12 protein-coding genes and 2 tRNA genes are annotated in these 14,806 nt (G+C 36.9%); 13 read left to right on the top strand and 1 reads right to left on the bottom strand.

Going from position 1 to position 14,806, the window contains the following annotated elements; genetic code table 11:
• Window positions 1-10 precede the first annotated feature (10 nt).
• The 4 genes from CD172_RS01020 to CD172_RS01005 all read left to right on the top strand — a co-directional run bounded on the left by CD172_RS01020 (window position 11) and on the right by CD172_RS01005 (window position 5,711).
• Window positions 11-1,978 carry a DHH family phosphoesterase gene (locus CD172_RS01020; protein ID WP_103345194.1) on the top strand — a complete coding sequence of 656 codons (1,968 nt, stop codon included), beginning with the start codon at window positions 11-13 and terminating at the stop codon, window positions 1,976-1,978.
• Complete coding sequence (gene rplI, locus CD172_RS01015; RefSeq protein WP_037565191.1) at window positions 1,975-2,421, top strand: 50S ribosomal protein L9; 447 nt, start codon at window positions 1,975-1,977, stop codon at window positions 2,419-2,421. The genes CD172_RS01020 and rplI overlap by 4 nt, the downstream gene beginning before the upstream one ends.
• A gap of 298 nt (window positions 2,422-2,719) precedes the next feature.
• The gene (gene dnaB, locus CD172_RS01010; RefSeq protein ID WP_037565197.1) at window positions 2,720-4,120 is read left to right on the top strand and encodes a replicative DNA helicase; all 1,401 of its coding nucleotides are present in this window, start codon (window positions 2,720-2,722) and stop codon (window positions 4,118-4,120) included.
• A gap of 304 nt (window positions 4,121-4,424) precedes the next feature.
• Window positions 4,425-5,711, top strand: a complete 1,287-nt coding sequence (locus tag CD172_RS01005) for an adenylosuccinate synthase (RefSeq protein ID WP_103345193.1) — start codon at window positions 4,425-4,427, stop codon at window positions 5,709-5,711.
• A 109-nt stretch (window positions 5,712-5,820) separates the two neighbouring features.
• Here the strand turns inward: CD172_RS01005 and CD172_RS01000 are convergent, their stop codons facing one another.
• The gene (locus tag CD172_RS01000) at window positions 5,821-6,075 is read right to left on the bottom strand and encodes a YrhK family protein (protein WP_103345192.1); all 255 of its coding nucleotides are present in this window, start codon (window positions 6,073-6,075) and stop codon (window positions 5,821-5,823) included.
• A gap of 306 nt (window positions 6,076-6,381) precedes the next feature.
• On the opposite strand from CD172_RS01000, the gene CD172_RS00995 reads away from it, so the two are divergent.
• The 9 genes from CD172_RS00995 (at window position 6,382) to rlmH (ending at window position 14,580) form a co-directional block, all read left to right on the top strand.
• Window positions 6,382-6,456, top strand: a tRNA-Glu gene (locus tag CD172_RS00995).
• A gap of 6 nt (window positions 6,457-6,462) precedes the next feature.
• Window positions 6,463-6,536, top strand: a tRNA-Asp gene (locus CD172_RS00990).
• Between the two features lie 246 nt (window positions 6,537-6,782).
• Window positions 6,783-7,484, top strand: coding sequence for a response regulator YycF (yycF, locus tag CD172_RS00985; protein WP_037565202.1), 702 nt, complete (start codon window positions 6,783-6,785; stop codon window positions 7,482-7,484).
• 12 nt (window positions 7,485-7,496) lie between these two features.
• Window positions 7,497-9,329, top strand: a complete 1,833-nt coding sequence (gene walK / locus CD172_RS00980) for a cell wall metabolism sensor histidine kinase WalK (protein WP_103345191.1) — start codon at window positions 7,497-7,499, stop codon at window positions 9,327-9,329.
• A complete protein-coding gene (locus CD172_RS00975) occupies window positions 9,319-10,656 on the top strand; it encodes a YycH family regulatory protein (RefSeq protein ID WP_103345190.1) in 1,338 nt (445 codons plus the stop codon). Before walK ends, CD172_RS00975 begins: the two co-directional genes overlap by 11 nt.
• Complete coding sequence (locus CD172_RS00970; RefSeq protein ID WP_103345189.1) at window positions 10,653-11,429, top strand: two-component system regulatory protein YycI; 777 nt, start codon at window positions 10,653-10,655, stop codon at window positions 11,427-11,429. Before CD172_RS00975 ends, CD172_RS00970 begins: the two co-directional genes overlap by 4 nt.
• Entirely contained in the window at window positions 11,389-12,237 is an 849-nt protein-coding gene (locus CD172_RS00965; RefSeq protein WP_404829400.1) for an MBL fold metallo-hydrolase, read from the top strand. The genes CD172_RS00970 and CD172_RS00965 overlap by 41 nt, the downstream gene beginning before the upstream one ends.
• A 103-nt stretch (window positions 12,238-12,340) precedes the next feature.
• Window positions 12,341-13,630, top strand: a complete 1,290-nt coding sequence (locus tag CD172_RS00960) for an arsenic transporter (protein WP_103345187.1) — start codon at window positions 12,341-12,343, stop codon at window positions 13,628-13,630.
• Window positions 13,631-14,100: 470 nt separating this feature from the next.
• Complete coding sequence (gene rlmH / locus CD172_RS00955) at window positions 14,101-14,580, top strand: 23S rRNA (pseudouridine(1915)-N(3))-methyltransferase RlmH (protein WP_103345186.1); 480 nt, start codon at window positions 14,101-14,103, stop codon at window positions 14,578-14,580.
• The last annotated feature ends 226 nt before the right edge of the window (window positions 14,581-14,806 follow it).

Raw genomic sequence — 14,806 nt, 5'->3', positions numbered from 1 at the left:
AGGTGACAAAATGAAACGTCAGTCGGTAAAGAAATCGTTACTCCTCCCTTTTATATTGATTACATTAATGGCAATAGCGAGTGTCGGTGTGAGCTTTTTCTTTAGTGTGTTGTACGGGTTTATTGCTGCGATTACGTTATTTATCGTATTGATCATTTGTGTTTTTCTATTTAGATGGTTTTTTAAACGATTTGATACGTATTTAGATGATTTAAGTGGCAAAGTAACGTTAGCAAGTGATCGCGCTATTAAAAATATGCCTATAGGTATCATAGTATTAAATCAACATGATCAAATTGAATGGATGAACAAATTCTTAACGGAGCGTACAGAACGTAACGTTATTTCTGATCCTATTAACGAAGTATATCCGAATATTTTAAAACAGCTTGAAAAAGCAAAAGAAATAGAAATTATGAATAACGGCTATACCTATCGCGTTAAATATTCAAAAGATGAAGGTATTCTGTATTTTCTCGATGTTTCAGAAGAAGCAGAGATTAGACAAGCATATGACGATGAACAACCGATTATTGCGACGCTCTTTTTAGATAACTATGATGAGATTACGCAAAATATGAATGATACACAACGTTCGGAAATTAACTCAATGGTTACGCGTGTCATTAGTCGATGGGCACAAGAACATAATGTGTACTTTAAACGTTATAGTTCAGATCAGTTCGTAGCGTATTTAAACCGACGCATTTTACGAGAAATTGAAGAAACAAATTTTGATATTTTAAGTCAGCTACGAGAAAAAAGTGTGGGCTACCGTGCACAACTCACATTAAGTATTGGTGTGGGTGAAGGTTCCGAAAACCTTATCGATTTAGGTGAGATGTCTCAATCTGGTCTTGACCTTGCTTTAGGTCGAGGCGGTGACCAAGTAGCGATTAAAACGATGAATGGCAATGTGCGTTTTTATGGAGGTAAGACTGACCCGATGGAAAAACGTACACGTGTAAGAGCCCGCGTTATTTCACACGCCTTAAAAGATATTTTACTTGAAGGTGACAAAGTGATAGTGATGGGGCATACACGCCCAGATTTAGATGCGATTGGTGCTGCAATTGGTGTCACGCGTTTTGCGATGATGAATAACCTTGAATCTTACATCGTATTGAACGAATCTGATATTGATCCGACATTGCGACGCGTCATGGACGAAATTGATCAAAAACCAGAGCTTAAGGAACGTTTTATTACGTCTGACGAAGCTTGGGATATGATGACAAGTAAAACGACACTAGTCATTGTGGATACACATAAACCAGAAATGGTCATCGATAAAGATATTTTAAATAAAGCGAATCGTAAGGTTGTTATCGATCACCATCGACGCGGTGAAGAATTTATTTCTAATCCTTTACTCGTTTATATGGAACCTTATGCGAGTTCGACTGCCGAGCTTGTGACGGAATTATTAGAATATCAAACGACAGAACAACGTTTAACGCGTCTAGAATCAACAGTGATGTACGCAGGAATTATAGTTGATACACGTAACTTTACATTACGTACAGGCTCACGTACATTTGATGCTGCGAGCTACTTGCGTGCCCACGGTGCCGATACAATTTTAACGCAACATTTCTTAAAAGATGACATTGAAACATATATTAAACGTACGGAATTGATTCGTACAGTCGATTTACAAGATAATGGTATTGCGATTGCTCACGGTGAAGAACATCAAATTTATCATCCTGTCACAGTGGCACAAGCGGCAGATGAGCTATTAAGTCTAGATGGTGTTGAAGCCTCATATGTTATCGCTAAACGTGAAGACGACCTTGTAGGCATTTCAGCACGTTCATTAGGTGAATTTAACGTTCAGCTTACAATGGAAGCACTCGGTGGTGGTGGCCATTTAACGAATGCAGCAACGCAAATAAAAGACGTCACAGTCGAACAAGCCATTGAACAATTAAAAAAAGCCATCCAAGAACAAATCGATAGGAGTGACAATACATGAAAGTAATATTTACACAAGATGTTAAAGGTAAAGGTAAAAAAGGTGAAGTGAAAGACGTACCAGTTGGATATGCCAATAACTTTTTAATTAAAAACAACTATGCAGTTGAAGCAACACCAGGTAATTTAAAAAAATTAGAACAACAAAATAAACGTATTGAAAAAGACAAACAACAAGAATTAGATGATGCGAAAGCGTTAAAAGCAAAACTTGAATCATTAGAAGTTGAAGTCACTGCCAAATCAGGTGAAAGTGGCAAATTGTTTGGTTCTGTAAGCACAAAACAAATTGCAGAAGCATTAAATAAGCAACATGGTATTAAAATAGATAAACGTAAAATGGAGCTTTCTCACGGCATCCAAGCGTTAGGATATACAAATGTACCGGTTAAACTGCATAAAGAAGTAGAAGGCGTTATTCGCGTGCATACGGTGGAGAAATAAATATTATACTTAGGGCTGAAACAAATGTTTCAGTCCTATTTTTATTAAATTGAAATGTTGAAAGTAAACATGCTTCAATTAATTAATGATTAGCGAATAGAAGTTATTCATTATAAACAAAGTATGTTTTAGCAGATTCAACCGTTTTTTAACACATCTTTAGTTTTATTACATTATCTAGGTAACTTACAGTCTTATTTTTCAAATCCTTTATGACATCTATTAATTTTCTAGGAATGAACCCTAACTAGTGTTAAAATATGTAAAGTATATAAAAGCACGTAGGGAGGTTAATCGCATGGATGGAATGTATGAGCATCAACAAATGCCACATAGTAATGAAGCGGAACAATCCGTTTTAGGTGCGATATTTTTAGATCCTGAATTGATGTCGTCAACACAAGAAATTTTATTACCTGAATCGTTTTATCGCACTGCCCATCAACATATTTTCCGTGCGATGATGAACCTTAATGAGGACGGTAATGACATTGATATCGTAACGGTGTTAGACCGTCTCACTCAAGATGGGGTCATCAGTGAATCCGGGGGACCACAGTATCTTGCTGAAATTACGTCTAATGTCCCGACGACACGAAATATTCAATATTATACCGATGTTGTCTTTAAAAATGCGGTTAAGCGTAAATTAATTCACACTGCTGATAGTATCGCGAATGATGGATACAATGATGAATTAGATATTGATACCGTTTTAAATGATGCGGAACGTCGTATTTTAGAACTATCGTCAACACGAGAAAGTGATGGCTTTAAAGATATTCGTGACGTATTAGGTCAAGTGTATGATAATGCGGAAGCGCTTGATCAAAATAGCGGTCAGACACCAGGTATTCCTACTGGTTACCGTGATCTTGACCAAATGACGGCAGGGTTTAACCGTAACGATTTAATCATTTTAGCGGCGCGTCCGTCGGTAGGTAAGACTGCCTTCGCATTAAATATTGCGCAGAAAGTGGCGACCCACGAAGATCAATATACGGTCGGTATTTTCTCACTTGAGATGGGTGCCGACCAACTGGCGACTCGTATGATATGTAGTTCCGGAAATGTTGATTCTAACCGTTTACGTACAGGAACAATGACAGAAGAAGACTGGAACCGATTTACAGTTGCGGTCGGTAAACTTTCTCGTACAAAAATATTTATCGATGATACACCAGGGATTCGTATTACCGATTTACGTTCCAAATGTCGTCGCTTAAAACAAGAACATGGACTTGATATGATTGTGATTGACTATTTACAGCTGATTCAAGGAAGCGGTTCACGTGCGTCTGATAACCGTCAACAAGAAGTATCTGAAATTTCACGTATGTTGAAAGGGATTGCTCGTGAACTAGAGTGTCCTGTTATCGCATTGAGTCAGTTATCACGTGGCGTGGAACAGCGTCAAGATAAGCGACCAATGATGAGTGATATTCGTGAATCAGGGTCCATTGAGCAAGATGCCGATATTGTTGCCTTTTTATATCGTGATGACTATTATAATCGTGGTGATGGTGAAGAGGATGATGATGACGCTGGATTTGAACCTCAAACAAATGATGAAAATGGTGAAATTGAAATCATTATCGCCAAGCAACGTAACGGCCCTACAGGGACAGTGAAATTGCACTTCATGAAACAATATAATAAATTTACAGATATTGATTATGCACATGCCGATATGGGTTAAATAAAATGTGACAAATTTAAGTCTAAAAAATAATTTTTCCGTACATTAAACGATTATATATTTTTAATGTACGGTTTTTTAATTGATTTTTCGATTGTATTTTGTGTTAAGTATGGATTTTGAAATGTTGTTTTTGTACGATAAACGCTATAATAATGCGCTGTCATAAGCTTGAGGAGACATTCGACTCAACAAGGTCATGAAAATTTTCATAGATATTAACGTTCGTTTTTTGGTTTGCATTCCATCTGTCATACTGGTAAAATACACTTTGGTTAATTGAGAAAACGTTGGAGGTGCTCTTATGTCATCAATCGTAGTAGTTGGGACACAATGGGGAGACGAAGGAAAAGGTAAAATTACAGACTTTTTAGCAGAACAAGCAGATGTCATTACACGTTTTTCAGGCGGTAATAATGCAGGACATACAATTAAATTTGATGGTGAAACATACAAACTTCACCTAGTACCATCAGGTATTTTCTATAAAGAAAAATTATCTGTTATTGGTAATGGTGTCGTTGTAGATCCTGTTGCTTTATTAAAAGAATTAGATGGCTTAAATGAACGTGGAATTGCGACTGACAATCTGCGCATTTCTAACCGTGCTCACGTCATCCTTCCATACCACTTAAAACAAGACGAACTAGAAGAAGAGCGTCGTGGTGATAATAAAATCGGTACTACGAAAAAAGGTATCGGCCCAGCATACGTAGATAAAGCACAACGTATCGGTATTCGTATGGCAGACCTTCTAGATAAAGAAGTTTTTGAACAACGCTTAAAAGAAAACTTAGCGTATAAAAATGACTATTTCCAAGGCATGTTCAAACAAGATGCACCATCGTTTGAGGAAATTTTCGAACCGTATTACGAAGCGGGTCAACGTTTGGCACAATATGTTACTGACACAGCTAAAGTGTTAGATGATGCATTTGTGGCTGACGAAAAAGTTTTATTTGAAGGCGCGCAAGGTGTGATGTTAGACATCGACCACGGTACGTATCCTTTTGTAACGTCTAGTAACCCAGTTGCGGGTAACGTAACAGTAGGTACAGGTGTAGGCCCGACTCACGTATCTAAAGTAGTAGGTGTATGTAAAGCGTATACTTCTCGTGTTGGTGATGGTCCATTCCCAACTGAATTATTTAATGAAGAAGGGCATCACATTCGTGAAGTTGGTCGTGAATACGGTACGACTACAGGACGTCCACGTCGTGTAGGTTGGTTTGACTCAGTCGTGTTACGTCACTCTCGTCGTGTAAGTGGGATTACAGATTTATCAATCAACTCTATCGACGTATTAACAGGTTTAGATACAGTTAAAATCTGTACAGCGTATGAGCTTGATGGTAAAGAAATTACAGAATACCCAGCGAACTTAAATGACTTAAAACGTTGTAAACCAATTTTTGAAGAACTACCTGGTTGGACAGAAGATATCACAGGTGTACGTAGTTTAGATGAATTACCTGATAACGCGCGTCGTTACTTAGAACGTATTTCAGAATTATGTAACGTTCACATTTCAATCTTCTCTGTAGGTCCAGACCGTAATCAAACGAACATTGTTGAAAAATTATGGGTTTAATTCATCTGAGGTAAGTCTAACCGCAACATAACGGTAAGACTGACTTGTAGTATATAAAAGCCGGCAAATCAATGGATTTGCTGGCTTTTTTTGTATATTAGTGTTGTTGTTAATTTCGGTCTATTATTGCCATATGAAGATCATGAATCATAGCGATAAGTGGACGAATAATCATCTGAATACTCCCGATAACGAATAATACAGTACCTTGAAATACGGTCGAATCAGAGAAAAATAAAAAACTACCGATTAAAAAAATGAGACCAAGTACGACATCATTAAGTTGATACAGTGCTTTATAGACAAAAGACTTTCTATTTTTTTGATTACTAAAATTTATACTAGCTTGTTGCTTTTTTGGCATGTGGGTAGTCCCTCCTTAAAATTTACTCGTATGTTATACCCGTTATGGCATGATGACATAGGTATTGCTTATGAATTACATTAATTTCAATAATAATGAAACTAACTTTTATCATTTTATTGATGTGATAAGGTGTTTGAGAGAGATAAAAGTTTAAAAAAGGTGAGAGTGAATCATTGATATAAAGGGGTTTGAAGGTATTATGTTGCGTTTGTAAAGCGTGTGTGAAAAATTATTGAAAAAAATTTAAAATTTATCTTGCCATCGTGAAAATGGGGTGCTATAATCAATCTTGTGTTCAAAAGAGGCTCCTTGGTCAAGCGGTTAAGACACCGCCCTTTCACGGCGGTAACACGGGTTCGAGTCCCGTAGGAGTCACCATGATATGGTCCCGTAGTGGAGCGGTTTAACACGCCTGCCTGTCACGCAGGAGATCGCGGGTTCGATTCCCGTCGGGACCGCTACTTGCCCATCCAAATATGGATGGGCATTTTTTTGATTCAAACACATCTCCAACCTTACAATACTTTCACAGCAACCTATGACAACCATGCGATTATCATAGTGTTGCTTTTTTAATTTGTATTAATGTTGAATAAAGTAAATGATAGAATTTGCACTTTAGAAGTGATACATTATAAGGTATAGGATTATGCCAATTGGAAACGTATAATTTTGCACTTTAATATGAAATGGGGTCAAAGCATATGGCGAGAAAAGTAGTCGTAGTCGACGATGAAAAACCAATTGCGGATATATTAGAATTTAACTTGAAGAAAGAAGGTTACGAAGTATACGTAGCCTACGACGGTGATGATGCCGTGGATTTAATTTATGAAAAAGAACCAGATATTGTCTTACTAGACATTATGTTACCTGGTCGAGACGGTATGGAAGTATGCCGTGAAGTACGTAAAAAATACGAAATGCCAATCATTATGTTAACAGCGAAAGACTCAGAAATTGATAAAGTTCTTGGTCTTGAGTTAGGCGCAGATGACTACGTTACGAAACCATTTAGTACACGTGAACTCATTGCGCGTGTGAAAGCGAACTTACGTCGCCATTACACACAACCTACACAAGATACAGAAGTACAATCTAATGATATTACGATTAAAGATATCGTCATTTACCCAGATGCGTATTCGATTAAAAAACGTGGCGAAGATATTGATTTAACGCATCGTGAATTTGAATTATTCCATTACTTAGCAAATCATATGGGTCAAGTAATGACACGTGAACATTTACTTCAAACGGTGTGGGGTTATGATTATTTTGGCGACGTACGTACTGTTGACGTAACGATTCGTCGTCTACGTGAAAAAATTGAAGATGATCCGTCTCACCCGGACTACATTGTTACACGTCGTGGTGTAGGCTATTTTCTTCAACAACATGATTAGAGGAAGCTTAATATGAAGTGGTTAAAACAATTTCAATCCCTTCACACGAAGCTCGTTATTGTTTATGTGTTACTTATCATTATCGGTATGCAAATTATCGGTCTTTATTTTACGAACAGTCTTGAAAAAGAAATGACCGATACCTTTAAAACCAATATTTCTCAAAATGCGAAACAAATTGAGCTCAGTATTGAGAAAATATATGCGGACGAGAATGGCACGACGAATACTCAAAAAGATATTCAAAATCTTTTAAATGAATATGCCAACCGTAATGAAATGATTGAAATACGCTTCATTGATACAGATCAAATCATTTTAGCGACGTCTAAACAATCCAATCGTCATATGATTAATCAAAAAGCGAATGAAAGTTCAATTCAAAAAGCGCTTTCACTCGGACAAGAAAATTCGGATACAGTTCTTAAAGATTATGGCGAAGGAAAGCAACGGGTTTGGGTTAAAAATATGCCTGTCACAACGAATAAAGGATTGATAGGTGATATATACATCGAATCCAACATTAACCAAGTTTATGACCAGCTTAATAATATTAATCAAATTTTTATTGTTGGGACTTTAATTTCTTTAATTATTACAGTTATATTGGGATTCTTTATTGCACGTACAATTACGAAACCGATTACAGATATGCGTAACCAAACGGTTGAAATGTCGAAAGGGAATTACACGCAACGTGTGAAAATCTACGGCAATGACGAGATTGGTGAGTTGGCATTAGCATTCAATAACTTGTCCAAACGTGTGCAAGAAGCACAAGCGAATACTGAAAGTGAAAAGCGTCGTTTAGACTCTGTTATCACACACATGAGTGACGGTATCATTGCGACAGACCGTCGAGGGCGTGTGCGTATTATCAACGACATGGCGCTTAAAATGCTCGGTAAGATGAAAGAAGATGTTACTGGGCAACATATATTTGATATTTTAGATTTACGTGATACGTATACGTTAGAAGAATTAAGCGACAATCATGATAGTTTTCTTCTTGATATTAATGAGGATGAAGGCATTATTGCGCGAGTGAACTTTAGTAATATCGTTCAAAATACGGGTTTCGTAACAGGTTATATTGCCGTGTTACATGATGTTACTGAACAACAACAAGTAGAAAAAGAACGTCGCGAGTTCGTTGCGAACGTGTCACACGAATTACGTACGCCACTGACATCGATGAACAGTTACATCGAAGCTTTAGAAGAAGGCGCGTGGAAAGATGAGTCGATTGCGCCTCAATTTTTATCTGTGACACGAGAAGAAACAGAGCGTATGATTCGTCTCGTTAATGATTTACTTCATTTATCTAAAATGGATAATGAAACAGAACAAATTACGAAAGAAATTGTTGATTTTAACATGTTTGTTAATAAAATCATCAATCGACATGAGATGTCCGCCAAAGATACAACATTCGTGCGCGACATCCCACATAAATCTATATTCACGGAAATCGATCCTGACAAGATGACGCAAGTATTTGATAACGTGATTACAAATGCAATTAAATATTCTCGCGGTGAGAAACGTGTAGAGTTTCACGTGAAACAAAATGCGGTGCATAATCGTGTGACAGTGCGTATTAAAGATAATGGGATTGGTATCCCGATAAACAAAGTGGACAAAATCTTTGACCGCTTTTTCCGAGTAGATAAAGCACGGACACGTAAGATGGGGGGAACAGGTCTTGGTCTTGCGATTTCAAAAGAAATTGTAGAAGCACACAACGGGCGCATTTGGGCAAATAGTGTGGAAGGGCAAGGGACCTCTATTTTTATAACATTACCGTGTGAAATTATTGAAGATGGTGATTGGGATGCAGACTAAAGAACTCATCAAATCCATAATCTTAGGACTCCTTGTTTTAATGAGTATCATTTTAACTGTAAAGATTTGGAACTTTTCTCCTGATGTGGCAGATACATATAGCGATCCACATCATGAAAATACGAAAGCCATAGGTGCGCGTTATGATAAGGAAGCGGCGCAAGTGATGACCCCAAATCAAATGGTGCATGTAGACCAAGGTAAAATAGAAGGATCTTCTGCAACTCCATCGGTCAATGAAATTGCCAATCTCTTTAGTAAGCATCACATTTCTAAAGTAGAAGAATTTTCAAATGATCATGTTTTATCATTAGATACATTAAGTGATCATCTTGTTATTTTAGACTACCCGACAGACACCCCACTTGCGATGTATTTGAATGAAGTGATGAATGTACCAGCTAAGGTTCCTTCAAATTTTAAATTTAATCGCATTATTTTAGATATGAACAGTCGTTACGATGTTGACGTCTATGCGATTGATGCGGATCGTCAGCGTGCTATAAAAATGACGACGGATGTGTCTGTTAAAACAGTAAAAGGGCATCTAGATGAGATGTCATCTAATCTTGAACCTTACACGGATATTTTGACGGACCAAACAACAGTAAATAAAGCGACTTATTTATATGCGCCTAAAGCACCGAAAGATTTACGCACGTATCGTACGATTTTTAACAACATTAATGTTGAAGACCTTAATTCCATTCTTTTTGATGATACGCCAATTGTGCGGACAACAAGAAGCGGTACGACAACGTACAATAACAATACGGGCATGGTAAATTATGATGCCAATAAAGAAACCTACAGTTACACGAATTTATCAGAAGATGAACATAGTACACGTGATATGAATATCAGTATTCCAAGAACCTTTGATTACATTAATAAACACGGTGGTTTTACCGATGATTTTCGTTTATTTAAAACGAATGGATCTAAAGGTGAAATGATTTATCAAATGTTCATTAATGGTAGACCTATATTTGACTCAACAATCCGTAACCAAATACGCGTGATTTGGGGTGAGCGCGGTATCTTTGAATATAGCCGTGGATTGTTGAAAACAAATGTCACTGTGGATAATGGCGAAAAGCCTAAAGCATTGCCACCTGCAGAAGATGTACGGGCGGAGCTCGCAAGTAATGGTCGTGTGGATTTTTCTAAAGTAGATCAAATGATTGTCGGCTACCGTATGATTACGAAAGAATCTTCAAATGATGGTATTGAAGTGCAACATAATAGTCAATTTGTGCCAACATGGTATATTAAATACGATAATGATTGGTATGAATTTCAAAATGGGGAGTTGATTAAGCCGTGAACTGGAAACAAGCCAAAACCCTTTTCATCGTCGTCTTCTTCCTGACAAATTTATGTTTAATTTATATTTATGTTGATAAAGTGAATAAATCGCACGTCAATGATTCTGAAAACGACAATGCCGTTAATTTTGAACAAGAAGATATTAAATTGCCAAAAGATATGCCAAATGTTAATGGCGTCAAAATGCAGTTAATCACTGGAGACTCACATGATTTTGAAAAAGATGTGAAAGAAGATGATAATGCTGAAGCCAGTAAAGATGGTTTTACGTTAACGCAAAAGATGGCGCACGCGGTGAATGTGAGTCAAGATCCCATTTCGATTTTAAAACCGTACATCAATGCTAATGTGTACGGTGGTAGCCAATATCAATATCATGAAACGCAAGATGGTAAAATTATTTATGAACAAACATATGATGGGTATCCAATCATGAATAATAATCGTGCCAGATTGTCTTTTGATGTTAATGGGAATAAAACAAAATCTTACACGCAATCAACAATGGAAGACATCCGGCCGTCTAAAGGTGAAAATAATAAACCACGTCAAGTTATTAGTGCGCGTGAAGCTATTGAAACACTATATTATAACCAATATTTAAAAGCTGGCCAGTCGGTAGATAGTATTCGACTGGGGTACTATACGGTAGTTAAAGAAACAAACGTACAAGTATTACAAGCAAACTGGGAAATTACCGTTAGTAAAAAAGGTAAAAAACATACGTATTATGTTGAAGCGGTATCATCAAATCCGCAAATTACAGAATAATAGAAAGGGTGGTCACTTGATACGAATGAGTGTCCTCGCAAGTGGCAGTACAGGTAACGCCACTTTTGTAGAGAGTGATAAAGGCAGCCTGTTGGTCGACGTCGGCTTAACAGGTAAGAAAATGGAAGCACTTTTCGATCAAATCGACCGAAAAATATCAGATTTAAATGGGATTCTTGTGACGCATGAACATTCCGATCATATTAAAGGATTAGGCGTTTTGGCACGAAAATATAACCTGCCTGTTTATGCGAATGAAAAAACATGGACATGTATTGAAAAGAAAGATTCACGCATTCCAAGCGCTCAAAAATTTATTTTCAATCCGTATGAAACAAAATCAATCGCAGGGTTTGATGTGGAATCATTTAATGTGTCTCACGATGCGATTGATCCACAGTTTTATATATTCCATAATAACTATAAGAAACTTACGATGATTACCGATACAGGCTATGTTTCAGACCGTATGAAAGGGATGATTCGTGGCAGTGATGCGTTTATTTTTGAAAGTAATCATGACGTAGACATGTTGCGTATGTGTCGCTATCCATGGAAGACGAAACAACGTATTTTAAGTGATATGGGTCACGTCTCAAATGAAGACGCTGCACACGCGATGACAGACGTCATTACTGGTCAAACCAAACGCATCTATTTATCACATCTCTCACAAGACAATAATATGAAAGATTTAGCACGCATGAGTGTCGGACAGATTTTACGTGAACACGATATCGATACCGTAAATGACGTAAAATTATGTGATACTGATAAAGCACAACCGACAACTATCTATACGCTATAACGACTTCAAGGGTTAAAAACGACATATTGCGTTTTTAACCCTTTTTATATTTTCAAACATGAAACCGGTCCGTTTCACATTAAAATGAAAGGAGGAAAGTCCGATGACATTGCTTGCGGTTATCATATTTATCGCCACACTGATTTTTATTATTTGGCAGCCTAAAGGTTTAGATATCGGTATTACAGCCCTCATAGGTGCTTCATTAGTGATACTTACAGGCGTCGTTAGTTTCAATGACATCGGTGTAGTAACAGGTATCGTTTGGAACGCGACACTAACCTTTATTGCGTTGATTATTATTTCACTTGTTTTAGATGACATCGGCTTCTTTGAATGGTCAGCTTTACACATGGTGAAAGCTTCAAAAGGTAACGGCTTTAAAATGTTTTTGTATATGATGTTACTTGGTGCTGTTGTTGCCGCGTTATTTGCGAATGATGGTGCAGCACTGATTTTAACACCCATCGTATTAGCTATGGTAAGGCACTTAGGATTTAGTGCGCGGGCAGTCTTTCCTTTTGTTATAGCGAGTGGCTTCATCGCAGACGCCACATCACTTCCACTTGTGGTCAGTAACCTTGTGAATATTGTATCAGCAGATTATTTCAACATTGGCTTTCTTGAATACCTACATCGGATGTGGTTACCCAACTTATTTTCTTTAGGGGCAAGTATGATTGTGTTATGGCTCTATTTTAAAAAAGCGATACCAAAATCGTTTAACTTTCATCATGTGAAACAACCGTGTGAGGCAATTAAAGATCGGCGACTCTTTAACATATCATGGTGGATATTAGCGTTTTTAATGCTGGGTTATCTTCTAAGCGAAATGGTAGGCATACCGGTATCATTTATTGCATGCTCGATAGCTGTTATGTTTATTAGCATGGCAAGACGTTCACCTGCAGTACATACAAAAGCAATTATTAAGGATGCACCATGGAATATCGTCTTATTTTCAATTGGTATGTATATCGTTGTGTTTGGTTTAAAAAATGTTGGTATCACGCATGCAATTGGCCATATATTAACTGTGATTTCAAATTATGGCTCGTTAGCATCTGTCATGGGTATGGGCTTGTTGTCAGCGTTTTTATCAGCAGTTATGAATAATATGCCTACTGTCATGATTAATGCACTCGCGATTCATCAGGCAGGTGTAACGGGAAGTCTTAAGGAAGGTATGATTTATGCGAATGTCATCGGCGCAGATTTAGGTCCTAAAATGACACCGATTGGCTCACTTGCAACGTTATTATGGCTCCATGTGTTAGCTCAAAAAGGTGTGAAAATATCATGGGGAATGTATTTTAAAATTGGTATTGTGACGACGATTCCAGTGTTACTCGTGACGCTTATTGGACTATATGTAAGTATGCTTATGTTTTAAAGGAAATGTTGGTTGATTTTACGCAATAAAATGCCTCATTGTGTTTGAGAAGAAACAAATTAAAAATGGTCTAAGAAGTAAAAAGTGCTAGGTAAAAATACTTAGCACTTAAATATTTTACGTTAGTGATATTGCTCGAAAACGTAAATCATGTAAGATATACATAACAGAAAATTGAGATACTAAGAAATATCTGTTTTCAATTTTTTACATGCATAAATGTGCAAAACAGAGGAAAACTTATCCCCAAATATGTGTACAAAATGAGGGGGTTATAAACAATCCACATGTTAATAACTATATTACCAACAAAGTTATACACATATTCACAGACTTATACACAACTATTGAGGATAAATCCACATTTATTCTTAAATAATTTATACAAATTCGGTATAATGAGGATAAATATGTGAGTAACTGAATAACCTGTGGATAACTTGCTAGTTATAAACAAATTGGAGGAAATCATGAAAATAACCATCATCGCAGTTGGAAAATTAAAAGAGAAATATTGGAAACAGGCCATTGCCGAATATGAAAAACGATTAACGGCTTATACGAAAGTTGAGATCATCGAAGTACCAGATGAAAAAGCACCAGAAAATATGAGTGATAAAGAAATCGAACAAGTAAAAGAAAAAGAAGGCCAACGCATCCTAGCGAAAATCAAACCACAATCCACAGTCATTACGTTAGAAATCCAAGGGAAAATGTTAAGCTCAGAAGGACTAGCAAAAGAACTGGATCAACGAATGACGCAAGGTGCAAGCGATTTTACCTTTGTCATCGGTGGGTCAAACGGTTTACACCAAGACGTCATGAAGCGCAGCAACTTTGCGCTATCATTCAGTAAAATGACCTTCCCACATCAAATGATGCGCGTTGTTTTGTTAGAGCAAGTGTATCGCGCATTTAAAATAAATAGAGGCGAAGCGTATCATAAGTGAAGCGGCTTTTCAGCCTTAGCATAAAGGGATTTTGAGCATATCAAAACGTATGAGGTTAATGAGAATTGACGTGATGTTTTTTTGAAACATATCACAAATAAAACTAAAAATAGGAGTAACTATTAATATAGTATAAATTCAATATGGTGAAAAAATCCAAAAATAAAATATAACATCATAATGGTGATGTAAATATATTATACAAAAGGGGCATATAATGTTAGAA

Source organism: Staphylococcus agnetis, assembly GCF_002901865.1.
GTDB lineage: Bacteria > Bacillota > Bacilli > Staphylococcales > Staphylococcaceae > Staphylococcus > Staphylococcus agnetis.
The sequence above is the reverse complement of the archived record's forward strand: the minus strand, read 5'-3'. Positions and strand labels throughout refer to the sequence as shown.

Excerpts from the sequence above, each read along its gene's own strand:
- CD172_RS01020 (WP_103345194.1), top strand. The coding sequence starts at position 11 with ATGAAACGTCAGTCGGTAAAGAAATCGTTACTCCTCCCTTTTATATTG.
- rplI (WP_037565191.1), top strand. The coding sequence starts at position 1,975 with ATGAAAGTAATATTTACACAAGATGTTAAAGGTAAAGGTAAAAAAGGT.
- dnaB (WP_037565197.1), top strand. The coding sequence starts at position 2,720 with ATGGATGGAATGTATGAGCATCAACAAATGCCACATAGTAATGAAGCG.
- CD172_RS01005 (WP_103345193.1), top strand. The coding sequence starts at position 4,425 with ATGTCATCAATCGTAGTAGTTGGGACACAATGGGGAGACGAAGGAAAA.
- CD172_RS01000 (WP_103345192.1), bottom strand. The coding sequence starts at position 6,075 with ATGCCAAAAAAGCAACAAGCTAGTATAAATTTTAGTAATCAAAAAAAT.
- yycF (WP_037565202.1), top strand. The coding sequence starts at position 6,783 with ATGGCGAGAAAAGTAGTCGTAGTCGACGATGAAAAACCAATTGCGGAT.
- walK (WP_103345191.1), top strand. The coding sequence starts at position 7,497 with ATGAAGTGGTTAAAACAATTTCAATCCCTTCACACGAAGCTCGTTATT.
- CD172_RS00975 (WP_103345190.1), top strand. The coding sequence starts at position 9,319 with ATGCAGACTAAAGAACTCATCAAATCCATAATCTTAGGACTCCTTGTT.
- CD172_RS00965 (WP_404829400.1), top strand. The coding sequence starts at position 11,389 with ATGTTGAAGCGGTATCATCAAATCCGCAAATTACAGAATAATAGAAAG.
- CD172_RS00960 (WP_103345187.1), top strand. The coding sequence starts at position 12,341 with ATGACATTGCTTGCGGTTATCATATTTATCGCCACACTGATTTTTATT.
- rlmH (WP_103345186.1), top strand. The coding sequence starts at position 14,101 with ATGAAAATAACCATCATCGCAGTTGGAAAATTAAAAGAGAAATATTGG.